24 protein-coding genes and 12 tRNA genes are annotated in these 23,186 nt (G+C 47.7%); 32 read left to right on the forward strand and 4 right to left on the reverse strand.

The annotated features are described in order from the left end of the window. Window positions 1-6: 6 nt before the first annotated feature. Window positions 7-1,104 carry an NAD(P)/FAD-dependent oxidoreductase gene (locus G548_RS0102555; protein WP_022792588.1) on the forward strand — a complete coding sequence of 366 codons (1,098 nt, stop codon included), beginning with the start codon at window positions 7-9 and terminating at the stop codon, window positions 1,102-1,104. Window positions 1,105-1,426: 322 nt separating this feature from the next. On the opposite strand, the gene G548_RS0102565 is transcribed toward G548_RS0102555, so the two are convergent. Further along, on the reverse strand, window positions 1,427-3,025 hold the full coding sequence (locus tag G548_RS0102565; RefSeq protein WP_022792590.1) for a peptide chain release factor 3: 1,599 nt from the start codon (window positions 3,023-3,025) through the stop codon (window positions 1,427-1,429). A 295-nt stretch (window positions 3,026-3,320) separates the two neighbouring features. Between G548_RS0102565 and G548_RS0102570 the strand changes: the two genes are divergently transcribed. Further along, the gene (locus G548_RS0102570) at window positions 3,321-3,989 is read left to right on the forward strand and encodes a CAP domain-containing protein (RefSeq protein ID WP_022792591.1); all 669 of its coding nucleotides are present in this window, start codon (window positions 3,321-3,323) and stop codon (window positions 3,987-3,989) included. Between the two features lie 93 nt (window positions 3,990-4,082). Here G548_RS0102570 and G548_RS0102575 read toward each other — a convergent pair whose 3' ends face one another. Continuing rightward, window positions 4,083-4,394, reverse strand: coding sequence for a winged helix-turn-helix transcriptional regulator (locus G548_RS0102575; RefSeq protein ID WP_022792592.1), 312 nt, complete (start codon window positions 4,392-4,394; stop codon window positions 4,083-4,085). A gap of 157 nt (window positions 4,395-4,551) precedes the next feature. On the opposite strand from G548_RS0102575, the gene wrbA reads away from it, so the two are divergent. After that, entirely contained in the window at window positions 4,552-5,169 is a 618-nt protein-coding gene (gene wrbA / locus G548_RS0102580) for an NAD(P)H:quinone oxidoreductase (protein WP_022792593.1), read from the forward strand. Between the two features lie 53 nt (window positions 5,170-5,222). Here wrbA and G548_RS0102585 read toward each other — a convergent pair whose 3' ends face one another. Continuing rightward, on the reverse strand, window positions 5,223-6,116 hold the full coding sequence (locus tag G548_RS0102585; RefSeq protein WP_022792594.1) for a GerMN domain-containing protein: 894 nt from the start codon (window positions 6,114-6,116) through the stop codon (window positions 5,223-5,225). Window positions 6,117-6,478: 362 nt separating this feature from the next. Here G548_RS0102585 and G548_RS0102590 point away from each other — a divergent pair, with 362 nt between their 5' ends. The 3 genes from G548_RS0102590 (at window position 6,479) to G548_RS0102600 (ending at window position 8,625) form a co-directional block, all read left to right on the forward strand. Beyond that, window positions 6,479-7,018: an RNA polymerase sigma factor SigX gene (locus tag G548_RS0102590; protein ID WP_022792595.1), complete on the forward strand. Its 540-nt coding sequence runs from the start codon at window positions 6,479-6,481 to the stop codon at window positions 7,016-7,018. Continuing rightward, entirely contained in the window at window positions 7,015-8,271 is a 1,257-nt protein-coding gene (locus tag G548_RS0102595) for a hypothetical protein (RefSeq protein WP_022792596.1), read from the forward strand. The genes G548_RS0102590 and G548_RS0102595 overlap by 4 nt, the downstream gene beginning before the upstream one ends. A gap of 93 nt (window positions 8,272-8,364) precedes the next feature. Then, window positions 8,365-8,625: a metal-sensitive transcriptional regulator gene (locus tag G548_RS0102600; protein WP_022792597.1), complete on the forward strand. Its 261-nt coding sequence runs from the start codon at window positions 8,365-8,367 to the stop codon at window positions 8,623-8,625. A gap of 650 nt (window positions 8,626-9,275) precedes the next feature. On the opposite strand, the gene G548_RS0102605 is transcribed toward G548_RS0102600, so the two are convergent. Further along, the gene (locus G548_RS0102605; RefSeq protein ID WP_022792598.1) at window positions 9,276-10,058 is read right to left on the reverse strand and encodes a rhomboid family intramembrane serine protease; all 783 of its coding nucleotides are present in this window, start codon (window positions 10,056-10,058) and stop codon (window positions 9,276-9,278) included. A 115-nt stretch (window positions 10,059-10,173) separates the two neighbouring features. Here G548_RS0102605 and acpS point away from each other — a divergent pair, with 115 nt between their 5' ends. The 26 genes from acpS to G548_RS0102735 all read left to right on the forward strand — a co-directional run bounded on the left by acpS (window position 10,174) and on the right by G548_RS0102735 (window position 22,988). Then, window positions 10,174-10,539: a holo-ACP synthase gene (gene acpS, locus G548_RS0102610; protein WP_022792599.1), complete on the forward strand. Its 366-nt coding sequence runs from the start codon at window positions 10,174-10,176 to the stop codon at window positions 10,537-10,539. A gap of 1 nt (window position 10,540) precedes the next feature. Further along, entirely contained in the window at window positions 10,541-12,079 is a 1,539-nt protein-coding gene (locus tag G548_RS17175; RefSeq protein ID WP_022792600.1) for a bifunctional ADP-dependent NAD(P)H-hydrate dehydratase/NAD(P)H-hydrate epimerase, read from the forward strand. An 18-nt stretch (window positions 12,080-12,097) separates the two neighbouring features. Continuing rightward, window positions 12,098-13,249 (forward strand): alanine racemase, encoded by a 1,152-nt coding sequence (gene alr, locus G548_RS0102620; protein ID WP_022792601.1) that lies wholly within the window; start codon window positions 12,098-12,100, stop codon window positions 13,247-13,249. A 105-nt stretch (window positions 13,250-13,354) separates the two neighbouring features. Further along, window positions 13,355-13,642, forward strand: coding sequence for a CopG family ribbon-helix-helix protein (locus G548_RS0102625; RefSeq protein WP_022792602.1), 288 nt, complete (start codon window positions 13,355-13,357; stop codon window positions 13,640-13,642). A gap of 307 nt (window positions 13,643-13,949) precedes the next feature. After that, on the forward strand, window positions 13,950-14,795 hold the full coding sequence (locus G548_RS0102630; protein ID WP_022792603.1) for an STAS domain-containing protein: 846 nt from the start codon (window positions 13,950-13,952) through the stop codon (window positions 14,793-14,795). A gap of 4 nt (window positions 14,796-14,799) precedes the next feature. Next, a complete protein-coding gene (locus G548_RS0102635) occupies window positions 14,800-15,156 on the forward strand; it encodes an STAS domain-containing protein (RefSeq protein ID WP_022792604.1) in 357 nt (118 codons plus the stop codon). A gap of 2 nt (window positions 15,157-15,158) precedes the next feature. Further along, a complete protein-coding gene (locus tag G548_RS0102640; protein ID WP_022792605.1) occupies window positions 15,159-15,572 on the forward strand; it encodes an anti-sigma regulatory factor in 414 nt (137 codons plus the stop codon). 12 nt (window positions 15,573-15,584) lie between these two features. Then, the gene (locus tag G548_RS0102645; RefSeq protein ID WP_022792606.1) at window positions 15,585-16,598 is read left to right on the forward strand and encodes a PP2C family protein-serine/threonine phosphatase; all 1,014 of its coding nucleotides are present in this window, start codon (window positions 15,585-15,587) and stop codon (window positions 16,596-16,598) included. Between the two features lie 90 nt (window positions 16,599-16,688). Further along, window positions 16,689-17,024: an STAS domain-containing protein gene (locus G548_RS0102650; protein WP_022792607.1), complete on the forward strand. Its 336-nt coding sequence runs from the start codon at window positions 16,689-16,691 to the stop codon at window positions 17,022-17,024. Continuing rightward, window positions 17,024-17,515, forward strand: coding sequence for an anti-sigma B factor RsbW (gene rsbW / locus G548_RS0102655; RefSeq protein ID WP_022792608.1), 492 nt, complete (start codon window positions 17,024-17,026; stop codon window positions 17,513-17,515). Before G548_RS0102650 ends, rsbW begins: the two co-directional genes overlap by 1 nt. Further along, window positions 17,469-18,275, forward strand: a complete 807-nt coding sequence (gene sigB / locus G548_RS0102660; protein WP_022792609.1) for an RNA polymerase sigma factor SigB — start codon at window positions 17,469-17,471, stop codon at window positions 18,273-18,275. The genes rsbW and sigB overlap by 47 nt, the downstream gene beginning before the upstream one ends. After that, a complete protein-coding gene (locus tag G548_RS0102665) occupies window positions 18,275-18,877 on the forward strand; it encodes a PP2C family serine/threonine-protein phosphatase (RefSeq protein ID WP_022792610.1) in 603 nt (200 codons plus the stop codon). Before sigB ends, G548_RS0102665 begins: the two co-directional genes overlap by 1 nt. 169 nt (window positions 18,878-19,046) lie before the next feature. Continuing rightward, window positions 19,047-21,206: a Tex family protein gene (locus G548_RS0102670; RefSeq protein WP_022792611.1), complete on the forward strand. Its 2,160-nt coding sequence runs from the start codon at window positions 19,047-19,049 to the stop codon at window positions 21,204-21,206. Between the two features lie 57 nt (window positions 21,207-21,263). Continuing rightward, window positions 21,264-21,713, forward strand: a complete 450-nt coding sequence (locus G548_RS0102675) for a SprT family protein (protein WP_022792612.1) — start codon at window positions 21,264-21,266, stop codon at window positions 21,711-21,713. Window positions 21,714-21,881: 168 nt separating this feature from the next. Continuing rightward, window positions 21,882-21,956 (forward strand) — tRNA-Asn (locus G548_RS0102680). 2 nt (window positions 21,957-21,958) lie between these two features. Continuing rightward, a tRNA-Ser gene (locus G548_RS0102685) sits at window positions 21,959-22,049 on the forward strand. Between the two features lie 8 nt (window positions 22,050-22,057). Beyond that, window positions 22,058-22,132 (forward strand) — tRNA-Glu (locus G548_RS0102690). 4 nt (window positions 22,133-22,136) lie between these two features. Continuing rightward, window positions 22,137-22,212: transfer RNA gene (locus G548_RS0102695), tRNA-Val, on the forward strand. An 18-nt stretch (window positions 22,213-22,230) separates the two neighbouring features. Further along, window positions 22,231-22,306 (forward strand) — tRNA-Asp (locus G548_RS0102700). A gap of 17 nt (window positions 22,307-22,323) precedes the next feature. Next, window positions 22,324-22,398: transfer RNA gene (locus tag G548_RS0102705), tRNA-Gln, on the forward strand. Between the two features lie 7 nt (window positions 22,399-22,405). Further along, a tRNA-Leu gene (locus G548_RS0102710) sits at window positions 22,406-22,491 on the forward strand. An 18-nt stretch (window positions 22,492-22,509) separates the two neighbouring features. Then, window positions 22,510-22,597, forward strand: a tRNA-Leu gene (locus tag G548_RS0102715). Window positions 22,598-22,603: 6 nt separating this feature from the next. Next, window positions 22,604-22,680, forward strand: a tRNA-Arg gene (locus tag G548_RS0102720). Between the two features lie 27 nt (window positions 22,681-22,707). Continuing rightward, window positions 22,708-22,784: transfer RNA gene (locus G548_RS0102725), tRNA-Pro, on the forward strand. Between the two features lie 7 nt (window positions 22,785-22,791). Then, window positions 22,792-22,865 (forward strand) — tRNA-Gly (locus G548_RS0102730). Window positions 22,866-22,911: 46 nt separating this feature from the next. After that, window positions 22,912-22,988, forward strand: a tRNA-Ile gene (locus G548_RS0102735). Window positions 22,989-23,186: the final 198 nt, after the last annotated feature.

Genomic DNA, 23,186 nt, shown 5'->3' on the forward strand with positions numbered 1-23,186 from the left:
AATACAGTGACTAAACGAGTAATATTCGTCGGAGCAGGCCACACCAATCTTTCCGTGATAAAAGAATGGAAGAAAAAGAAAAAAGACGTAGAGTGGATTCTTATTTCTCCTGGACAGTACCAGTATTATTCAGGTATGTATTCAGGCTATATGGAAGGACGCTACGCCATCGAAGACATCCGTGTTCCGCTTCGGTCATTCTGTAACGCAAACGGCGGTACATTTGTTTCAGCCAAGGTCACTTCCATTGATCCGAGACAGAATATTGTACTCACCAACGCAGGCAAAGTCATGCATTTTGACTATTTGTCCGTAGATATCGGCGCCCAGCCAAAAGGGCTCGAAATTCCCCATGTGCAAAAGCACGCGGAAGTCTTAAAAGCTAATGAAAGCTTCTCCGAAGCGGTGGAAAGCGTCCGGACAAGCCATCACCCGGTTATTGTCGGCGGCGGTTATGCTGGTGTGGAGATGGCGTTTACCACGCAGGCATGGAGAAGGAAAAACAAGCTCCAGTCTCCGGTGAAAATTATTTCCGGTAGTAAACTTCTTCCGGAAGACACTGAAGAAACGCGGCAGCAGGTGTACGATCTTCTTGATAAAAGAGGGATTGAATATTTTGAGAACGAAGAAGTGCACCAGGTGACAGACCGGACGGTGGAAACTGATTCGCTGTCCTTCCCGTATGAAGACCTTCTGTGGATGACCGGACCGAAAGCACCAGCCTGGTTTGAAGCCTCCCGGCTGCCGGTCGACAGCGAAGGCTATCTGCTCGTAAACGAACACCTGCAGTCAGTAGAATATCCGCAAATATTCGGAGTGGGAGACTGCGTCACCATTGCCGGGCATGAAGACATTCCGAAAAACGGAATATCAGCTGTCAAAGAAGCACCTGTACTTCTTGAAAACATTAAGCGTTCCCTGAAAGGCAAAAAACTGACCAAGTATTCACCGCAAAAAAATTATATGGCAATTCTAAATCTTGGACGCAAGCAGGGGCTGATGATTTACGGCAACAAAACCCGTGCAGGCAAAGCGCCGTTTAAAATCAAGCACCGGATTGATAAAAAATTCATCAAAGAACTACAACCATCAAGAAAAGCGTAGATGCCCGGTCAGCCGCGACAGGCACTTCCCGGCCGCGCAGAGCAGCCTGCTGCTCGTAGTCGGACGGAAAGTGACCCGAGCGGCTGGGCATCGAAGCTGGACATCAAGAAAAGCGTAAGAAGCCGGGTAGTGGCGCGGGATCTGGAAGCTCTTTTGCCAAGTGGCTCTTTCACTTGGAAAGAAGAGCTGAAGAGACCTGCCGCCACTGGCTTCTGGAGCTGGACAGGTAAAAAGCGGAAATACCCGATGAGGGCATGAAAATCCTTTATATAACGTAAAAAACGGACTGCCCGGGGGAAAGGCAGTCCGTTTTGCTATTTTCCTACGTTGTCTGGCTGGAAACGAAATAGGAATTCTCATGGAAGGAAATATCAGGATATTTGTCTTTTGCCATGTTTAACTGGAAGTCATTTTCAAACAGGGCAACCAACCGGTCGTTCCGGTCGAGAGCCAAATTCTTTTGTTTTCTGGTGAAGGTATTCATTGCTTCCGCTGGACCGTCCACCCACCTGGCTACCGACAATGGAAGGTTTTCCATTTTAATGTGGGCGTTGTATTCATTATTCAGCCGGTGCTCGAGTACTTCAAACTGAAGCACGCCGACCACGCCGACAATCTGCTGCTCCGGTACCCGCTGATACGTTTTAAACAACTGGATGGCGCCTTCCTCGGTTAATTGCTGCAGTCCTTTTTCAAATGATTTGTGCTTCATCGCATCTTTAACAGAGATGGCAGCGAAGTGTTCAGGAGAAAAATGGGGCATTTCCTCAAAAGAAAATGTGTCTGCTTCTGCAAGCGTGTCACCAATCCGGAAGGTGCCCGGATCATACAGACCGATAATATCGCCGGCGTATGCTTCCTGAACGATACTGCGGTCTTTGGCAAGAAACTGCGTTGGCTGGTGCAGCTTCATGTTCTTGCCGATACGGACATGGTTGACCTGCATACCTGGAGAATATTTGCCCGAAGTAATTCTCATAAAGGCGATACGGTCCCGGTGTTTTGGATTCATGTTCGCCTGGATCTTGAAAATAAAGCCGGAAAAATTGTCACTGAGCGGGGAAACAAAGCCCTGGTCACTTTTCCTTCCGACAGGAGCCGGGGCCCATTCCATGAAATACTCGAGGAAATTCTGTACCCCGAAGTTTGAAACAGCGCTGCCGAAAAAGACAGGCGTGAGCTCTCCGCTTTTAATGCGTTCTTCATCGTACGCATCTCCGGCTACATCAAGAAGCTCAATTTCCTCCTGGAAGGCAGCCAGAAGCTGCGGATCGATACGTTCCTTCAGCTTAGGATCATCGGTGCCGTTTACGTAAACGACTTCCGTCTGGGAAGGAGAGTCCGGGTTGAACCATTCTACTTTCTTGGCATGGCGGTCGTAGATGCCGTGAAAGTCCTGTCCCATACCAATCGGCCAGTTAACCGGGTACGAACGGATACCTAAAATGTCTTCCATTTCTTCCATCAGCTCGAACGGATCCCGTCCCTGGCGGTCCAGCTTGTTAATAAATGTGAAAATGGGAATGCCTCTCATGCTGCAGACTTTAAACAGCTTTTTGGTTTGTGCCTCGACCCCTTTGGCTGCGTCAATAAGCATGGTTGCTGAATCGGCTGCGGTCAGCGTACGGTACGTATCTTCACTGAAGTCTTCGTGGCCCGGGGTGTCGAGAATATTGATTCGGTGTCCCTGATAATTGAATTCCATCACAGAACTTGTGACAGATATCCCGCGCTGCTTTTCGATTTCCATCCAGTCACTCGTAGCATGACGCTGGTTTTTCTTTCCTTTAACGCTTCCCGCTTCGCGGATAGCGCCTCCAAAATACAGGAGCTTTTCCGTTAAGGTCGTTTTCCCGGCGTCCGGGTGCGAAATAATGGCAAACGTCTTTCGCGATTCAATTTCGTTTTTCCATGTAGCCATTCGTTATATCCATCCTTAGTTTAAATTTGCTGATAATCTGTCCGCGTTCGTAAGCACTCTTCCTATCTTAATAGATAATCTTAGTTTTCGGCAACAACAAGGAGGGTAGAGTCCAATAGTAATTATTTTGATAAGGAAAATTTTAGATTTAATTAATGTAAAATATAGGACAATAGCCGCAAAAATTTGTAAAATTCCTTTGAATTGTTTATTTTCAAGAAATTAATGGTAAAATTTTAATATAACGTTATCATTAATATATTTAGCTATCTATCATTTATAAGAGGTGAATGACATGAGATTTAAAAGAACAGCCGTCGTCGGTGCTCTGTCAGCAACACTTATTTTCCCATTAACCGCTCTCGGGCAGGATACATACGTTGTAGAGTCCGGAGACACTTTAAATACGATTGCCAATGAGCACGGAGTAAGTGTAGAAGCGCTCATGGAAGAAAACAGTGACATTCAGAACCCTAACGTGATCAGTGTAGGCCAGAGCATTGCTATACCAGGAAGCGAAAGCAGCTCTTCAGAAAGCAGTTCAGCTGAAACTTCAGATGCCGTATCTTCTCAAAGTGAGTCAGAATTTGAACAGGAAGTGGTCCGTCTGACGAACGAAGTGCGGGCAGAAAATGGACTTGAGCCGGTGGAAGCGGACAGTTCTCTGCAAAGCGTAGCAGACGCAAAGTCTCAGGATATGATTGAAAATGATTATTTTGCCCATGAGAGCCCGACATACGGCAGCCCTTTTGAAATGATGCAGGAATTCGGCGTTAGCTATGATGGTGCCGGGGAAAACATTGCAGCCGGACAGGACACTCCGCAGGATGTTGTAGATGCATGGATGGACTCACCGGGACACCGTGATAACATCTTAAACCCGGATTTCACACACATCGCCATTGGCTATGAAGAAGGCGGAGAATACGGGCAATACTGGACGCAGATGTTTTTGGAAAAATAAAGAGTTAGGAGCGGCTGCCTTCCGGCAGTCGCTTTTTTTGTGTTTGAATCATAACAAAAAGCAGGCTTTTCCTGCATGAAAAGTACCTGCTTTTTATTGAACCCACGCCTCAGCCCAGTGCTGTATTGCATTAATGACTGGCTCGAGATCCTTCCCCTTTTTCGTCAGCTGGTATTGAACACGGACAGGCTTTTCCGGAAAAACACTGCGTTCGACAATTCCCTTTTCTTCAAGCTCTCTCAGCCGCTCTGTGATCAGACGGTCACTCATATCCGGAATTTCTCTTTTTATATCCTTGAAGCGGAGCGGTCCCTGAAGGAGGACAAGGATCAACAGGCCCGTCCATTTTTTTCCGAGCAGTTCCGCAGCAAATTCATATTTCGGGCAGATGGAAGTCTTCTGCATAATAGTTCACCTCTTTATGAATATAGTACCACAAAATCATTGTTTCGTAGAGGAGGGGCTGGGGTATAGCTTGAAGGGTGAGTTGACAGTAAGAATGTTTTCATGTACTTTCGAAAAGTAAGTAACTTTATAAATATAAGTGATAGGGGTGTTGTTAATGAGTAAAGTATTGGTACCATTTTATAGTTCCTATGGACATATACACGAAATGGCAAAAGCAGTGGCAAAAGGCGCAGAAGAAACAGGCGCAGAAGTAAGGGTCGTAAGAATTCCCGAATCACAAATGGCCAAGGAAGGCATGTCCACGCAGGAGGCCTACGTCGAGGCACAAAATAAACAGGCGGACATTCCTGAAGCTACAACAGATGATCTCGTATGGGCTGACGGCGTTGTATGGGGTATTCCTACACGCTTTGGCAACATGCCGGCGCAGGTGAAGCAGTTTATGGACGCAGCTGGAGGCCTTTGGGCCAACGGTTCACTTGAAGGCAAGGTAGCAGGCATTTTTACAAGCACGAACACAGCTCACGGCGGCCAGGAAACGACCATTATTACATCAGTCGTTCCACTTCTTCATTTTGGATTCATTTTTGTCGGTCTTCCTTATGGAGAAAATCCGGAAATGGCTGAACGTGACTTTGTTGGCGGAACACCGTACGGTGCTTCTACGCTTGCCGGTCCGGATGGTACACGGATGCCAAGTGAAGGCGAATTGACAATGGGCGGCCGTTTAGGTGCCCGCGTGGCAAAAGTGGCAGAAAAGCTTAGCAACTAATAGAAAGCAAAAAAGCGTCCGCACGTGCGGGCGCTTTTTTTATATGCCTGGCTTTAGTTACTGCCGTAAAGCTCCGAAGGGTCCGTCGCTTCGATAGGCTGGTTGATTTCACGGTGTCCGTAAAAGTCTGTGACAACTTCGCCGTCAATGAGAATCTGCGTCTGACCGTATCCAAACTGGTCCATCAACACCGCCAGCTGTTCTACAAAAGCGAGTTCGAGAGTGCTGCCGACTGTAGTGGCGTCAAGGACGGAGGGCTCAAAGGAAACATAGGCGGTGTTGTCTTTAAATTCGACAAACTGTACTTCGGTTTCCACTGGAAGCGGACCTGTGGCATCCTCTGTTTCAGGGCCGTCGAGCCAGGCCTGAACAGCTTCAAACGGCAGGTCGTTTTCAGACGCTGCTTCCAGGCTTCGGGTTTCAGAAATTGTTTCCATTAAATCACCGTCGAGATAGTAAACAGTCACTTCTTCTGTTACAGCCTCTTCTTCTTCAGAAGACGATGCGCTTTTTGCTTCCGCATTAGCATCTTCGGAATCTTCAGCAGACTCTTCGGTGACTTCTTCGCTGTTGGCTGTGTCCTCAGAAGCATTTTCTTCTGTCGCGTTATCTTCAGGTGAGGCATTTTCTGATGAAGCCTCTTCGCTGGAGGTATCTGAGGAATCTACGCTTTCCTCTTCATTTTCTGTGGCGTTTTCTTCTGTAGAGGAGCTATCTTCAGCGGAAGCGTCGGATTCTGCCTCTTTATCAGCTTCGGAAGCTGTTTCTTCGTCTGCCTGCTCTTTATTTTCTTCGCTTTCTTCTTCCTCTTCTTCTCCGTTGGCTTCAACAGAAGCCGTCTCGGATGTGTTTTCATTGTTTTCCGCGTTTTCATTGTTTGCGGTGCCGCAGGCGCTGAGAGTAATAATGGCTGTGGCAGCAACTGCTAAAAATGAGAATCTTTTCATGGAATCCCCCCAGGTCGAATATTAAATTTAGTTTACAAATAATACAATGTTGTTACATAATTATACCATGTTTCAAAATAAAGAAAGGTTCAAATCCCTCAAATGAACATAAACAGGACTTTACTAATGTTAAACCAGAGCGTGAAAGCGGCGGGGGGTTTTTCAGAAAAAACTGAGGAAATGCTATAATAGTGCGAAGTATTTTGCTAATATCTTATGAGGTATCAGCAGAAGAATTAAATTTTAAATATACATAAAAAGAAAATGGGTGGAAACGTAATCCCTTTTTCCACTTTCTATTAATAAAATTACCGGTGTAACTAATAAAGACAGGGAACGTCTACATTAAGGAAGTGTTCATCATGCATGATGAGTTTGAAAGGCTATATGAACAATATCATCACTCCCTTTTCCAATATTTATTTTATATGGTCCGAGATCGTGAAACGGCAGAGGAACTAGTCCAGGAAGTGTACATTAAAGTGCTGCACTCCTTTGAAACATTTGAAGGCAAAAGCAGTGAAAAAACCTGGCTCTATTCTATCGCCAGACACGTCGGCATAGACTGGATCCGCAAGCAAAACAGAAAAAAGCGGAAATGGCTGGGAGTGCTGGGTCCTTTATCAAAAGAGGAAATGCGGGACCCGGCGCCTCTTCCAGACGAGATTCTCACTGCGAAAGACGATGTGCGTGAAATTTATGAATGCATGAAAGCATGCTCCCCGGACCAGCGGCAGGTGCTTATGCTGCGTTATGTGGAATCGCTCTCGATCAAAGAAGCAGCCGAAGTGCTCGGATGGTCGGAAAGTAAGGTGAAAACGACACAGCACCGGGCCGTGAAAAAAATACAGGACTTAATGGAAAACAGGGAAAATTTAGAAGAAAGGAGGGCAGGAGATTGAAGAAGCATAATCGTTCCAGGGAACGGATTGAACATTCATTAAAGCAAATGCCCCGGGTGCAGGATAAACGGTCCAAAAATGAAATCTATCATAATATTCAGGACCAGCTGGACTCAAAAAAAAGATACCGCACGCACCGGCGTTGGCCGGCTCCTGTTTTTACCTCGGCGGCAGTTCTCCTACTCGCGATACTTATCGTTCCGGGAATATGGTGGACTTCGAATCAGACGGCTTCCCCTTCTCAGGAGGAAAACGCTGAAGACGAGAATGAGACCGGAGATTCAGCGTCCACCGAACGGCAGGAAACGGAAAATACAGCTGAAAACGATACAGACAGCACAGAAGCTGAAGAACCTGAGCCGGCAGAGAACGGCGCCGAAGAAGAAAGCCCGCCGGAAATTCGGGAAGATACGGAAGAGAGCGGAGAAGAGCCGGAAGGGTATGTAGCCGCGCTTACCCAGGAAGAAGGAAGAGACAGTGTGAACGCGGTGACAATCCCCTTTGAAAGTGTACAGGGATCAGTGATTGTCCCTTTAACATTTGTAGCAGAAACGAATCTGAAAGAGCTTTTAAACTTTATTACTGAAGAAGTAGATGGAAATGAATTCGGGCTCGGTCCTGCTATGACTGAAAAGGTGTCCTGGGAAAATGCAGAGAATGGCAGTCTCGAAGCAGCAGTCTCTTCCGAAACGACGGCTGCGGAGGCCGGCCGGATTGAGCGCGGCATTGAAGAGCTTGCCCGTTATTTAGGGGAAGAAGGTATAGAAGTATCAAATATACCTGATGAAAGCAGTGGAAGCGAAGAAGAAATAGATGTCCGGGATATTGATGAAAATCGGGGCTATTATTTATATGATGTAAATGACGCCTCTTATTTAGTGACCGGTGAAGGAGCCGGTGTTTCTACTACGAATGAAAACGGGAGTCTGCTTTCATTCGAGGAAACGTTGGTGAGGATGAATGAAGGCCCTGAAATTTCTGAAGTGAGAGCCCCGATCCCCGGCTCCCTTACTGTAGGGAATGTGGAAGGTGAAGATGAATCTGTAACTATCACCCTGGCTGGCTCTCTCGAAGATACGTCTGTGGAGGTGCAGCAGGCGATGATTGATGCGGTGGGACTGGCAGCAGCTGATTTTGGATATGAATCGATAAAGTTTATCTCTGAAAACAGTGACTCACTTGGAGAAGTGCCGCTCAACCAAAGATGGGAAGTTCCTGCAGCTCCTAACACGATCGAGTGGAGAGCGGGCTGATTGAAAATTTATTAGAGGGTGTAGGAAATTCCCAATTATTTCATGTATAATGACAATGTACATTTTGAAAATACATTGGAGGCCGCTTAACTCATGGAATATGATGCCAATATTAAAAACAGACTCCGCCGTGTCGAAGGGCAGGTGCGGGGTGTTCTTCGGATGATGGAAGAAGGACAGGACTGCCGGGACACTGTAGGGCAGATGTCAGCTGCGCGTTCTGCGATGGACCGTGCGATCGGCGTAATTGTCAGTGAAAATCTGGAACAATGCATGCGCGAACAGATGGAACGAGGGGAAGACACCAATGAATCTGTCCAGGAAGCTATCAATCTGCTCGTAAAAAGCAGATGAATGAAAAAGAGGCCACTTCTGCGGGAAGGGCCTCTTTTCTATCCGGAAAGCGGTTATTATATAGAGATGGATATGCGTCTCCTGGGGCATTTCCGCTTTTCTTGATGTCTAGCTTCAATGCCCAGCCTCTCGGGATTACTTTCCGTCCGACTTCGAGCAGCAGGCTACTCTGCGCGGCCGGGAAGTACCCTTCGCGGCTCCCGGGGCATTTCCGCTTTTATTTGTCCAACTCCAGAAGCCAGTGACGGCAGGTCTCTTCAGCTCTTCTTTCCAAGTGAAAGAGCCACTTGTCAAAAGAGCTTCCAGATCCCGCGTCACTGTTCGGCTTCTTTCGCTTTTCTTGATGTCCAGCTACGCCCCGCAGTCGCTTATTCCGTTGGCTGCCCTGGCTTCCTTGACTCTGGCCAAGTCCAGCCAGGGGCCAGACCAGCCGTAGGTTCACAGGAAGTGGATCATTTCGACGTCGCCACAGGATGTGGCGTACTTAGTCGAAAATCCTACTAATGCCGCGGGGCTTCGCTTTTCTTTTTGTCCAGCTCCAGAAGCCAGTGACGGCAGGTCTCTTCAGCTCTTCTTTCCAAGTGAAAGAACCACTTGGCAAAAGAGCTTCCAGATCCCTCGTCACTATTCGGCTTCTTTCGCTTTTCTTTTTACATCAACGCTGTGATGACGAGCTGGATGACCCGGAGAAGCACGGCGCCGACAATGACGTAGGCAGCAATCAGGGCGATTCGTCTTCCGGCTTTCTGGGCAGTCACCGCGCGTACTTTCCGTCGCGGTCTGCGGATGTCGGAAGAAGGTCCGAATCCCTGAGAGAAATAAAAGGGAACTACGTTTTTTAAAAACAAAGGGATCAGCCCGAATCCGGCAACGAATCCAAATACGTGCGCCCATATATTGACTCCGGAATTCAGGAAAGTGAATATCATGCCTATCACAAGAAGAACCACAACTATCTGGGCACTGGAAGGGTCAATGAGGTGCCGGCGGTTCATCATAATAAATACATAAGCACCAAACAGTCCGTAAATAGCTCCGGAGGCTCCGAGGTGCGACAGGTAAAGTGAACCAAAAAAGAGTGTGGCAATATTTCCAATGACCCCCGCTGTTAAATAAAATGTCAGAAATTTGAGTCGGCCGAGCATGAATTCAAGCGGCGGTCCGAAAAGCAGCAGGGCAAAGGAGTTAAAAAGCACGTGCCCAAAAGACGTATGTAAAAACACTGGGGTAAGAAGGCGCCAGTACTCCCCGCTTTGAATAGCGAAGTTATTGCCGACCATTAAGTAATACACAACTTCCCCGAACGGAATCAGGCCGTTCGTCAATTCCGAAAGATTCACCCAGAAAAACAATAGCAGGTGGATCGCTAATATAATGGAAATTACAGGATAGCGTCTTATAAACGTAGAAAAAGTCTCGTGGCGGATAAACAAGTGGGTTAGTCCCCTTTCTGGTGACGGGTACACTAAAGTGTAGAAGTTTGTACGATCAGTGTAGCATGAATAATTAAAGGAATACACGAAAAGCGTTGCGGGAAGGGAGTAAGTAATGATTAAAGGGATTGGCATTGATATTATTGAATTAGAGCGGATCGAGCGATCTTTAGAGCAGAAAAGATTTTTGCCGCGGATTTTAAACGAAGATGAATTACAGGCCTGCGAGTATTTTTCCGGAAAACGGCTGGTAGAATTCACAGCAGGAAGGTTTGCTGCTAAAGAAGCGTTTGTAAAGGCAGCAGGCACCGGCATTTCTTCACAGACAGGCTTTCATGATATTACAGTGAGCAATGGAGAGCGGGGGGAGCCACTGCTCCGCTGTGCAGGCTACGAGGCTTATATTATTCATGTTTCCATCAGTCACTCCCGGGACAGTGCTGTGGCTCAGGTTATTATTGAAGAAAGGGGCGGCAAATAGGATGCAGATCGTAACAAGCAAAGAGATGCAGCAGCTCGATCAATACACCATCGAAACACTTGGAATGAAAGAAGAGCTGCTAATGGAAAACGCGGGACGGGCAGCGGCGGATGACATCCATGATTTGTATCCAGAAGCGCATACGGCTGTTATCTTTGCAGGAAAGGGAAACAACGGGGGTGATGGTTTTGTGATCGGCAGAACCCTCTCCTCCCTTGGGTGGAATGTTTATGTGTATCTGCTGGCAGAAGAGGAGGCTCTTTCCGGAGGAGCGCTGTACCACAAAGACTTGTACTGTGCCTGCGGGCTTTCGCTGAAGGCGGGCGCCGGGGTCCCTTCCCCGGACGCTCCCGGGAAAGGGGTCATTTATATTGATGCCATGCTCGGTACCGGGATTCACGGAGAACTGAAGGAGCCTTTTTATTCTGCCGCAAAGTGGCTGAACAGCATGAAAGCACCGGTGGTAGCTGTAGATATTCCCACCGGCGTACCGGCGAACGAGGAAGAACTTCCCGGTATGGCCGTGAAGGCTGATGCCACGGTAATTCTTGAAGCTCCTACATTGAGCACGTACCTGTATCCGGCGAGGCACTATTACGGTGAAGTTCGGATTGTACCGATCGGCGTGCCTGAGGTTTCGTGGAAAGCTCTGGATCAGAAAAGACAGACATGGGATTTAACCGACGCAGCCAAAAGTCTGCCGGAACGGACGCAGGAGTCGCACAAGGGGGATAATGGCAAAGGCCTGCTGATAGCAGGTGCCTACAATATGCCGGGCGCCCCGGCCATCGCGTCAAACGCCTGCCTGCATGCGGGGATTGGGCTTCTGACCACAAGCGTACCGGAGTCTGCATTGGGTGCCGTCGCTTCTCATGTGCTTGAAGCAACCTACTTCCCACTGCCTGAAACAAAGGACGGACAGGTCGCCGATTTACAGGAAACGCCGTTCCCATGGGACGGGATGGACGGTGTCGCGGCCGGCTCCGGGCTTGGACGGACAGAAAGTACGAGAGTACTAACGAAGCGGCTGCTGACAGAGACACAAACGCCGCTTGTGCTGGATGCCGACGGACTTTATTTTCTCCCGGAGCTGGAGACGGAAATGACCAACAGGGAGCACCCGTTGATTCTGACCCCGCATCCCGGTGAAATGGGCCGTCTGACAGGCCGTTCCCCAAAGGAGATCAACGCAGAGCGGTTTACGGTTTCACGCGAATATGCGCGCAAATTCGGCTGCTATCTTGTGCTGAAAGGGCCAAATACGATCATTACTACTCCTGAAGGCCGGCAGTATGTGAGCACTAGTGGAAGCAGCGCCCTTGCCAAAGGAGGGTCCGGGGATGCACTGACCGGTATTGTACTTGCCATGATGCTTCAGGCCCCGACTGTGGAAGAGGGAGTTTGTAATGCCGTCTATACGCACGGTTTGGCTGCAGAGATTGCGATAAAAGAAGGAATATCGGATTATTCGTTTACTGCATCCAATTTGATCGATTATCTGCCGAAAGCCCTGGCTTTCATTCAGACACAAAAGAAATGACAGAAAAGAGGAGTCCTCATGGCATTTTCCAACGAATCCTACCGGGATACGTGGGTGGAGATCAACACAGAAAATATTAAATATAACATCCGTGAAGTGCGGAAGCTTCATGCAGAGGACGTGGCTGTAATGGCCGTAGTTAAAGCGGACGGGTACGGGCACGGGGCAGCCGCAACTGCTGTGGCAGCAGCGGAGGCGGGAGCATCGTATTTTGGGGTGGCGCTGCTTGAAGAAGCGCTCGAACTGCGGGAAGCCGGCATAAAGCTGCCCATCCTTGTGCTTGGCAGAACCCGGCCGCAGGACGCCCCGGTGGCAGCCCGTCACGGTATCCGCCTCACGGTCTTTCAGGAAGAATGGCTAAAAGAAGCTTCCCGGTATACAGCCGGAGAACCGCTTTTAATTCATATGAAAGTAGACACCGGGATGGGGCGGCTGGGATTGATAAACGACGAAGAAATCACTTCCTTTCTGGCCGCTTTAACCCGGGCTCCCTCTATAGAAATGGAAGGGATGTACACGCATTTCGCTACTGCTGATGAACTGGAGACTGCTTATTTTGAACAGCAGTATGCCCGTTTTTCCCAGGTTGTTGCTCTGGTACAGCAGATGGGGAGCTTCCCGCGGCTGATTCATTGCGGTAACAGTGCAGCAGCTATGCGTTTTCCGGAGCGCTGCTATAACATGGTCCGCTTCGGTATTTCGATGTATGGATTGACCCCTGCAGCAGATATTACCGGGCATCTTCCATTTACACTGAAGGAGGCATTCACGCTTCACAGCCGCCTGACCCAGGTGAAGGAAGTGCCGCCGGGCACGAGCATCAGCTACGGAGCAACGTACACTTCTACAGAAAATGAATGGATCGGTACTGTGCCTATTGGTTATGCAGATGGCTGGCTGAGAGCGCACGCTGAAAATCATGGAGAAGTATTGGCAGGAGGCTGCCGGGTCCCTATTGTAGGAAGGATCTGCATGGACCAGATGATGGTGCGGCTGCCGCATGAGTTCCCGGTGGATACGGTAGTGACACTGATTGGCAGCCAGAAAGAGGAAACGATCAGCGTCACGGAAGTAGCGGGCCGCCTTGGAACAATTACATACGAAGTTCCCTGCACTATCAGTAAACGCGTGCCCCGGGTATATACTCCTGAAAACAGGTTTAACCCCTGATTTTATTAAAAACGCGCTTTGCAAACAGCATATAGAAATGCTATGATGAATTAAGTAATTATTAAGGGATGGGAATCTAAAAGGGTCAACCTGGAGGTGTGTGGAGTGCATCAGAAAAGCACTAAGCAGATTAAGGTCAGCCTGCCTGACTATCTTCTTGACGAACTTGATGGAATGATTGAAGAGGGGCAGCAGAGTGCAAACCGCAACGAATTTATTCATCAAGCCACAGAGATGTATTTAAAAGAACGCCAACGTCTGGAGTTTCAAGAGGCGATGAAGCAAGGCTACGAAGAAATGAGCAGTATTAATTTAAATATTGCTGCTGAATCATTTCAGGCAGAAACAGAAGTGGATCATTCTTTGAATCGCCGATTGCTTAGCGGAATCTGAAACACTCGAAATTATATTTCTTCTTTTAAAGAAACAAAAATGAATAAAGAAGCTGCTTGCCTGTCTGTGAAAGGCGGGCAGCTTTTTTATTGTAAAAAATTTTATTCGGAAACATATATGATTGCAGCCATAATTGTTTGCGCTAAAGTACTATACATGGAATAATACTAAATAGAGTATGATAGTGTACAGGTGTGTCATTAACAAATAATATACAATACAAAGTATGCACCAGTCCGGGTATTAATACATGAAAATTATTCCCGCCCGTAAACGGAAATGGACAGACTAGATGGAGGAATTCACGATGCATTCATCTGTAGTGCAGGCTATCAATGACCATCAGGAACAGCTGGTTTCCAAATGGAAAGAAGAGATGGCCCGGGTTCAGGAAGAATATTTTGAAAACTCCCTTCCTGATGATTTAGTATTCACAAACAACGAAGAATTTATTGATGTGCTGTACAGCTCAGTCCGTTTAGAGCGGTCGGAGGCCGAAGGCAAAATTAAGCATTTTGCGGAAAGACTTATCCAGACCGACTGGCCGCTGAGCTATTTTACGCAGGGGATGCAGGTGTTTCGGCGTATCGTCACTGCCTACATTGTTCCATATATTAATAATGCAGAAAGAGACAGCGTGCGCTTGATTGTAGAAGTGGAAGAATGGGTGGATGCGATCGTGAATCAGCTGGTTGATGATTATTCCGATTCGTGGATAAAGACACTCGAGCTTCAGCAGATGGCTCTGAATGAACTTTCTGCTCCTCTTATTCCTGTCTTTGAAAAAGTCAGTGTCATGCCATTAATTGGAGCGATTGATACCGAGCGGGCAAAGCTTATTATGGAGAATTTGCTCGACGGAATTATTCAGCATCGTTCCCAGGTGGTTTTGATTGATATAACCGGCGTGCCGGTAGTGGATACGATGGTGGCAAACCATATTATTCAGGCCTCTAAAGCGGTGAGGCTGGTAGGGGCGGAGTGCATTCTGGTCGGTATCCGCCCGGAAATTGCCCAGACAATTGTGAATCTGGGCATTGATCTGAGTACCTTCCCGACGAAGAGCAGCCTGCGCAAGGGTATTGAATCAGCGCTTGAGCTGACGCAGCGCAAAATGGTTCAGATAGAGAATGGAGCAGAATGGAGGGCATAAGTCGATGCGGATTCCAATCTTAAAACTAAGTCATTATTTATTAATTTCAGTGCAAGTAGATCTAGATGATCAAACAGCTCTTCAGTTTCAGGAAGATCTGCTGAGCAAAATTCACGAAGAGGGCTCTACAGGCGTAGTGATTGATTTAACCTCCGTGGATATGATTGATTCATTTATCGCTAAAGTGCTGGGCGACGTCGTTGAAATGTCCAATTTAATGGGAGCAAAAGTTGTTCTGACGGGTATTCAGCCGGCAGTGGCGATCACCCTGATAGATATGGGCATTATGCTTGAAGAAGTACCAACAGCGCTAGATCTTGAGCAGGGACTTGAGAAACTTCAACAGGAATTGGAGGGGTAAGCATGAGTATCCAATCCAGTGTTGAAGTGCAGACCGAATGGGGAATCGTATCAGCCAGGCAGGCCGGTCGGAATTTAGCTAAGGAAATAGGGTTTGGCGGTGTGGATCAGGCGCGGATAACGACAGCTATTTCAGAGCTGGCAAGAAACATCTACCTGTACGCTGAAAAAGGGGAAATCGTTATCGAAGCGGTGGAAGAGACCCGGGGGACCCAGAAAAAGAAGGGCATAAAGATTACGGCCAAGGACCGTGGCCCCGGCATTAAGAACATAAGAGAAGTAATGGAAGACGGATATACTACTTCGGGTGGTTTAGGAGCCGGACTTCCAGGAGTGAGAAGACTGATGGATGATTTTGACGTTGACTCCGTGATGGAAGAGGGTACAACGATAACGGCAATCAAATGGCTCCGTTAAGGAGGAAAAACGTTGGCTGAGTCGAAAGAATTGTTACATGATCAATACGCGAATATTTTACGGGCGTATTTAGAAGAGCAGAGCGAACAGGGTTTGTATTACGCCCAGCAGTTCAGTAAGAGAGTGCTTGAGGAACAAATTTCTCCGGAAGAAGTGGTCAGCCTTCATCTCGAAGTGCTCGAAGAGTTCTTTCCGGACCTCCCTAAAGGAGCGCATGAATCATTTGAGCTTCTTCTCGAGGTAATGATGGGCTACGGCCTGGCTTACCGGGAACACCAGAGTCTTCGTGATAAAACAAAGGAATTGGAAGCGGAAATTAACGTAGCTGCGAATATGCAGCAGACGTTTCTTCCGGATGAAATTCCGCACATAAATGGCTTGGATGTAGGTGTTCTAAGTGTTCCGGCTTCGAAAATGAGCGGTGATTATTACCATTTTGTTAAAGACGACCACGACTGTGTCGGGCTTGCGATCGCAGATATTATTGGTAAAGGGATACCGGCGGCTTTATGTATGTCAATGATCAAGTACACAATGGACAGTTATCCGGAGCAGCGCCTTCAGCCCGGGGCTTTACTTGAAAATGTAAACCGGGTGGTAGAGCAGAACATTGCTTCAAACATGTTTATTACGATGATGTACGGCTCGTATGATTCGCGCTCCCATCAGTTTAACTATGCAGGAGCGGGGCATGAACCTGGTTTCTACTATAAGGCAGCTGAAGATACGTTTGAAGAGCTTCATGCCAAGGGCATCGTTCTCGGCATTAAGCGAAACACCAACTATAAGGAATATCAGCTCACGGTGGACCCGGGAGATTTTGTTGTGCTCTTATCAGACGGAGTTACCGAATGCCGGACCGACGACGGCTTTATTGAGCGCGAGGCTATTACACGCCTCATTCGTACGTATCAGCATCTGCCTGCCCAGGAGATTGTGAATCACGTATTCTATGAACTGGAAAGGGCCCAGGGCTTTCAGCTTCGTGACGACTTTACATTGATTATACTGCGCAGAAATGTTTAACCAGATTGTAATGTGGGAAAGATGACAAGGATGCACATTTAAAAAATCGTGATTTATATATAGCAGCATGGTTATGAGGAGGTTTACTGAATGAATTTATCGACAGAAGTGATAGAGAAATCGGATAAAAAGAAAATTTTGAAAGTTGCTGGTGAAGTGGATGCTTATACGGCGCCGGAGCTGAAAGCAAACCTGAATCCGCTGACAGAACAAGAAGGCGCGGAAGTGGTAGTGGATCTGACAGAGGTGAGCTATATCGACAGCACCGGCCTTGGTATATTTATCGGTGCTTTGAAGTCAGCTGAAAATCATGATGCCACGCTGCGTCTGACAGGATTGAATGATCGGGTGAAGCGCTTGTTTACTATTACCGGACTTGATGAAGTAATCACTATTGATGATGAAAATACAGAGGAGGCCAAATAATGGAACGCCAGTCAGATTATTTGGAAATGACCCTTCCGGCCAAGCCTCAATATGTTGGAATCGCCCGGCTGACAGTTTCAGGACTCGCAAACCGCCTCGGTTTTTCTTACGATGACATTGAGGATATCAAGATTGCGATAGCGGAAGCATGCACAAATGTAGTAAACCATGCGTACGAAGAAACCGGCAATATGCACCTGTCCTGTAATGTGTTCGAAGACCGGGTGGAAATGGTCGTAGCAGACACAGGTCAAAGCTTTGTTCTTGAAGAACTGGATCAAAACCTCGGCCCCGTGGACAGCAGGAAGCCGATCGATGAACTGAAAGAGGGGGGACTTGGACTGTTCCTCATAGACACATTGATGGATAAAGTAGAAATCAGCGGCGAAAATGGAGTGGCTATTTCTATGACAAAGTTTCTGCAAAGAGACGAGGTGGAAAATAATGTCGACGGAGTCTCAACCGAAACAAACGCGCAAGAACAAAAATAATGGCACGAGTGAAGAAGTTTATGAATGGATCCGCCAGTTCCAGGAAGACCCGACGGAAGAGATTCAAACCAAGCTTGTACAGCATTATGAACCACTTGTGCAGTCTTTATCGAGGAAGTTCTCCCGGGGACAGGATCACGATGATGACCTTTATCAGGTAGGTATGATTGGGCTTTTGGCAGCCCTGCGCCGTTTTGACGACTCTTTTAACAGGAGTTTTGAATCGTTTGCGGTACCGACGATTGTAGGGGAAATTAAACGGTTTATCCGTGATAAAACGTGGAGCGTACATGTGCCGCGGCGTATTAAGGAACTCGGTCCGAGAATCAAAAAAGCTGTGGAAGAGCTGACAACCCGTCTGCAGCGTTCTCCTTATGTGGATGAGATTGCCGAGTACCTTGAAGTAAGTGAAGAAGAAGTGCTCGAAACCATGGAAATGGGCAAAAGCTATCAAGCGTTGTCTGTGGACCGTTCCATAGAGGCAGATCAGGAAGGCAGTGCTGTCACACTGCTGGACCTTGTCGGCGCCAATGAAGAAGGATATGAAAAAACAGACCAACAGCTGCTGCTTCAAAAAGCTTTTGCCGTTTTAACGGACAGAGAAAAAGAAATACTGCGATGCACGTATTTCGAAAACTTAAGTCAAAAAGAAACGGGAGAGCAGCTGGGTATTTCCCAGATGCACGTTTCAAGGCTGCAGCGAAGGGCTCTGCAGAAGCTGCGTGAATCTATAAGGGTGGAGCCTTCGGAGTGCCTGTAATGAAGGACTCCATTTCGAATACACAAGTGAATACCTCGGTCTTTCAAAAGACAAAGCCGGGGAACCGCGTTTGCGGGGACAGCTATCTTGTAGTCGAAACAGAGGACTTTTTTCTCTGCTCTGTAACGGACGGTCTGGGGAGTGGTGAAGGTGCCAGGCAGTCCGCAGAGATAGCGATGAATATTATCCGGGCTCACAAGCATGAGTCTATTCCCATGCTGTTGGAGCGCTGTAACCGGGCGCTTGTTTCTGAGCGGGGAGTGGTGCTTGCGATCATTAAAGTCTGCTATCAGGAGCAGGAGCTGACTTATGGGAGCATTGGCAATATTACCTGCTATATCAGTGCGGATAATGAAGAAATTTTTCGACCGATCCCAACAAAGGGATATCTTTCGGGAAGAAAGTTTCAATACCGGCTCGAGTACGTTCCTTTCGATAAAGGAATCTCTTTTGTTCTTCACTCGGACGGCATGACTGTATCCTCTGAAGACCAACGTGCTTTGCCGCATATGCGTTCGGTAGAGGAATACAAAAACAGGCTTGCTGAAAAAGCTGAAAATGAAAACGACGATGTCACTTTAATGGTTGGCGCGTTAGGTTAAACCTCTTTCATCACTCCCGGTGGTGAGAGGTTTTTTTGTGTATAAGGAGCGAAAGCAGATCAGGCGTTTTGATGTTATGATGAATTTGCCCCCTGCATAAGCAGGTGTGCGTTATAATATAATAAATGTAGTTTTCAATGGCGTGTACGCTCGACAGGAGGAAATATAAATGGAAAAAGAGATGAACAGTGTTACGTCCCAAATAGCTTCCAATCTTCAAATAAAGGAAAATCATGTCAAAAACATTATACATATGATTGAAGAGGGCAATACGGTCCCTTTTATTGCCCGTTACCGTAAAGAGCAGACCGGTGCTTCGGACGAAATGGTGATCCGGGATGTCCAGCAGGCCTGGAATTACGCAAATCAATTGGCAGAGCGCAAGGAGGAAGTACTGCGCCTGATTGATAAACAGGAAAAATTAACGCCGGAATTAAGACAATCCATCAATGGAGCCGTGCAGCTTCAGGAAGTAGAAGATCTGTACCGTCCGTATAAACAGAAACGAAGAACGAAGGCGACGGCAGCGAAAGAAAAAGGGCTTGAGCCGTTAGCGGAATGGCTCATGTCGCAGCCGAAAGAAGGCACGCCGGAAGAACAGGCGCAGGCGTTTGTAAACGAAGAAGCCGGAGTGGCAGACGTCGCAGCGGCACTTGAAGGTGCCAGGCACATTATCTCTGAACAGATTGCCGATGATGCCGGTATCCGCCACAGTGTACGCGAACTCAGCTACAAGCAGGGCAGGCTTCAGTCCGCGGCTAAAGATGAAACCAAAGATGAACGCGGCATTTACAGCATGTACTACGACCATGAAGAAGCGTTGGCGAAGGCCCCGTCGCACCGCGTGTTAGCCATGAACCGCGGAGAAAGTGAAGGAGTACTGAAAATTTCCCTTCAGGCACCAGAAGACAGAATTCTTTCGACTATAGAAAAGAAAGTGGTGAAGCGTTTCGGCTCGCCTGCTGTGCCGCAGTTGAACGAAGCGATCGAAGACAGCTACAAACGGTTAATTGGTCCGGCAGTCGAGCGGGAGCTTCGGAAAGTCAAAACAGAAGAAGCGGAAACGCAGGCGATTTCAGTCTTCTCCGAAAACCTTCGAAACCTCCTGCTTCAGCCCCCAATGAAGGGGAAAACGGTACTTGGCGTAGACCCGGCATACCGCACCGGCTGTAAATTGTCGGTTGTAGATGGCAACGGAAGGCTGCTTGAGGTGGGGGTGATCTATCCGGTCCCGCCTAGAAATAAAGTGACCGAAGCGAAAAAAGAGGTGTTTTCTTTAATTGAAAAGTACAATATACAGGTTATAGCTATCGGTAACGGTACGGCTTCGAGGGAAACAGAAGAGTTTATCGCCGGGGTCGTAGATGAAGCGGAAGAAGACGTTTCGTATATTATTGTAAACGAAGCTGGGGCGAGTGTGTATTCCGCTTCGGAGGTTGCCCGGGAAGAATTTCCGGATCTTCAGGTTGAAGAACGAAGTGCAGCTTCCATTGCAAGAAGACTCCAGGATCCGCTGGCGGAGCTTGTGAAAATAGACCCTAAATCTATTGGGGTAGGGCAGTATCAGCATGACGTCTCGCAGGCGAGGCTGAATGAGTCACTGACATTTGTCGTAGAGACAGCGGTAAACCAGGTGGGGGTAGACGTGAACAGCGCTTCGAGCAGTCTGCTTCAATATGTGGCCGGTCTTTCTAAAGCGGTGGCAAACAATGTGATAAAGCAAAGAGAAGCGCTTGAAGGCTTTACCAGTCGTAAAGAGCTGCAGAAGGTACCGAGACTCGGAGCGAAAACGTATGAGCAGGCAGCAGGCTTTTTGCGGGTGCCCGAGTCTTCGAACCCATTCGACCGTACGGCCATTCACCCGGAAAGCTATCAGACCGCAGAGCGTCTGCTGAGTCACCTGGAGCTTGAAGCGGCACAGGCCGGCACAAAAGAAATGAAGGAAGCCCTGGAAAACCAGGAGGTGCATCAGCTTGCCGAAGCTCTTGAAGTAGGCGTTCCGACACTGCAGGACATTATAGAGGATTTGAAAAGACCGAACCGGGATCCTCGTGATACATTTTCGAAGCCTCTCCTGAAAAAAGGCATCATGACTCTTGATGACCTGGAAAAAGGCATGGAGCTTCAGGGCACAGTCCGCAATGTTGTGGATTTTGGGGCCTTTATTGATGTAGGGGTCAAAGAAGACGGTCTCGTGCACATATCCAAGCTCGCCAATCGTTTTATCAAGCATCCGATGGAGGTAGTTTCAGTAGGAGAGATAGTTACGGTATGGGTGGAAGATATTGATCAAAAACGGGGACGGGTAGCCCTGACGATGGTAAACTAAATAGAAAATGAAAAAACAGAGGGCGTCCATACCTTCTGTTTTTTAAGGGAGGAAAAAATGACGGATGAAGAATTAACTGCTTTGACGCAGCAGATATCAATGGAAAAATTTCAAAAAGCGTTTAAACATCGTGCCTCGTTTAATCAAAGACTGCGGACCACCGGAGGAAGATACGTGCTTTCTACAGGGAACATCGAAGTGAACCCAAAGTCGATGAACGATTACGGGCGTCTGGAAGTCATTGATATTATAAAGCATGAATTGTGCCATTATCATTTACATTTGGAAGGGAAAGGGTACAAACATCAAGACGGTGAATTTCAGGAGCTGCTGAAGCAGGTAGGAGGTACCATGCATTGCAGTTCTTTGGAACGATACCGTGTAACACAGAAAAAACGTTATCAGTATGCCTGTGAAAGCTGTCAAATATCTTTTAAAAGAACGAGGAAACTGGACACACGAAGATATGTCTGTGCAGCCTGCAGAGGAACGTTGAAAAAAATATAGAAAAACCTTGACCAGTGTTTTTTCGGTGTGATACATTATAAAAGTCGCTTGAGAGAGGGTGCTTCAAAAAACGGCGAAAAAAGCTATAAATTCCCTTTTAAAAGCGTATTGACATTACATAATAGATCTTGTAGAATTTTCTTTGTCTCAAAAAAGAAATACTTACATTCCGCAGTAGCTCAGTGGTAGAGCAATCGGCTGTTAACCGATTGGTCGCAGGTTCGAATCCTGCCTGCGGAGCCATTGGAGAAGTACCCAAGTGGCTGAAGGGACTCCCCTGCTAAGGGAGTAGGTCGTGTAAACGGCGCGAGGGTTCAAATCCCTCCTTCTCCGCCATTTCCTATGGCCCGTTGGTCAAGTGGTTAAGACACCGCCCTTTCACGGCGGTAACACGGGTTCGAATCCCGTACGGGTCACCAACATGGAGGATTAGCTCAGCTGGGAGAGCACCTGCCTTACAAGCAGGGGGTCGGCAGTTCGATCCTGTCATCCTCCACCATTTTCATTATATAGTTGAGGGCCTGTGGTGTAGCGGTTAACATGCCTGCCTGTCACGCAGGAGATCGCGGGTTCAAATCCCGTCAGGCCCGCCATTTTTTACTCAATATATTGGGCCATAGCCAAGCGGTAAGGCATCGGGTTTTGGTCCCGTGATGCGCTGGTTCGAATCCAGCTGGCCCAGCCAACAACACGCGGGTGTGGCGGAATCGGCAGACGCGCTAGATTTAGGATCTAGTGTCCTTGTGACGTGGGGGTTCAAGTCCCTTCACCCGCACCATTATATATTTATCGGTACGCGGTCGTGGCGGAATCGGCAGACGCGCTAGGTTGAGGGCCTAGTGGGAGTTTATCCCGTGGAGGTTCAAGTCCTCTCGACCGCACCATAATATGCGCCTGTAGCTCAGTTGGATAGAGCGTCTGACTACGGATCAGAAGGCCAGGGGTTCAAGTCCTCTCAGGCGCACCATTTACTTATATTTTTCAGCAGCATCTGCGGGAAGTAGCTCAGCTTGGTAGAGCACTTGGTTTGGGACCAAGGGGTCGCAGGTTCGAATCCTGTCTTCCCGACCATTTATTTGCGGGTGTAGTTTAGTGGTAAAACCTCAGCCTTCCAAGCTGATGTCGTGGGTTCGATTCCCATCACCCGCTCCATTATTACAAAAAAATATATTTCTTCAAGTTATTTTTTTGTGCCTGTGGGCCTGTAGCTCAGTTGGTCAGAGCGCACGCCTGATAAGCGTGAGGTCGGTGGTTCAAGTCCACTCAGGCCCACCATTATTTCCATTGACATTTAGTTGATCAAAGGTTATAATTTACGTGTCACTTTAAAAGGTGTTGACAGTTTAAATGCACCATGTTAAATTGTTTAAGTTGCTTTTTTGAGCGGCAGATCGTTCTTTGAAAAGGAAAGACAAGCCAGAGCCCCAAAGAAAAGAATCAAATTTAGGGCATCAACTGATGCCACAGCATCAA

It is taken from the genome of Marinococcus halotolerans DSM 16375 (assembly GCF_000420725.1).
Lineage (GTDB): Bacteria > Bacillota > Bacilli > Bacillales > Marinococcaceae > Marinococcus > Marinococcus halotolerans.

Excerpts from the sequence above, each read along its gene's own strand:
- G548_RS0102565 (WP_022792590.1), bottom strand. The coding sequence starts at position 3,025 with ATGGCTACATGGAAAAACGAAATTGAATCGCGAAAGACGTTTGCCATT.
- G548_RS0102570 (WP_022792591.1), top strand. The coding sequence starts at position 3,321 with ATGAGATTTAAAAGAACAGCCGTCGTCGGTGCTCTGTCAGCAACACTT.
- G548_RS0102575 (WP_022792592.1), bottom strand. The coding sequence starts at position 4,394 with ATGCAGAAGACTTCCATCTGCCCGAAATATGAATTTGCTGCGGAACTG.
- wrbA (WP_022792593.1), top strand. The coding sequence starts at position 4,552 with ATGAGTAAAGTATTGGTACCATTTTATAGTTCCTATGGACATATACAC.
- G548_RS0102585 (WP_022792594.1), bottom strand. The coding sequence starts at position 6,116 with ATGAAAAGATTCTCATTTTTAGCAGTTGCTGCCACAGCCATTATTACT.
- G548_RS0102590 (WP_022792595.1), top strand. The coding sequence starts at position 6,479 with ATGCATGATGAGTTTGAAAGGCTATATGAACAATATCATCACTCCCTT.
- G548_RS0102600 (WP_022792597.1), top strand. The coding sequence starts at position 8,365 with ATGGAATATGATGCCAATATTAAAAACAGACTCCGCCGTGTCGAAGGG.
- acpS (WP_022792599.1), top strand. The coding sequence starts at position 10,174 with ATGATTAAAGGGATTGGCATTGATATTATTGAATTAGAGCGGATCGAG.
- G548_RS17175 (WP_022792600.1), top strand. The coding sequence starts at position 10,541 with ATGCAGATCGTAACAAGCAAAGAGATGCAGCAGCTCGATCAATACACC.
- alr (WP_022792601.1), top strand. The coding sequence starts at position 12,098 with ATGGCATTTTCCAACGAATCCTACCGGGATACGTGGGTGGAGATCAAC.
- G548_RS0102630 (WP_022792603.1), top strand. The coding sequence starts at position 13,950 with ATGCATTCATCTGTAGTGCAGGCTATCAATGACCATCAGGAACAGCTG.
- G548_RS0102635 (WP_022792604.1), top strand. The coding sequence starts at position 14,800 with ATGCGGATTCCAATCTTAAAACTAAGTCATTATTTATTAATTTCAGTG.
- G548_RS0102640 (WP_022792605.1), top strand. The coding sequence starts at position 15,159 with ATGAGTATCCAATCCAGTGTTGAAGTGCAGACCGAATGGGGAATCGTA.
- G548_RS0102650 (WP_022792607.1), top strand. The coding sequence starts at position 16,689 with ATGAATTTATCGACAGAAGTGATAGAGAAATCGGATAAAAAGAAAATT.
- rsbW (WP_022792608.1), top strand. The coding sequence starts at position 17,024 with ATGGAACGCCAGTCAGATTATTTGGAAATGACCCTTCCGGCCAAGCCT.
- sigB (WP_022792609.1), top strand. The coding sequence starts at position 17,469 with ATGTCGACGGAGTCTCAACCGAAACAAACGCGCAAGAACAAAAATAAT.
- G548_RS0102665 (WP_022792610.1), top strand. The coding sequence starts at position 18,275 with ATGAAGGACTCCATTTCGAATACACAAGTGAATACCTCGGTCTTTCAA.
- G548_RS0102670 (WP_022792611.1), top strand. The coding sequence starts at position 19,047 with ATGGAAAAAGAGATGAACAGTGTTACGTCCCAAATAGCTTCCAATCTT.
- G548_RS0102675 (WP_022792612.1), top strand. The coding sequence starts at position 21,264 with ATGACGGATGAAGAATTAACTGCTTTGACGCAGCAGATATCAATGGAA.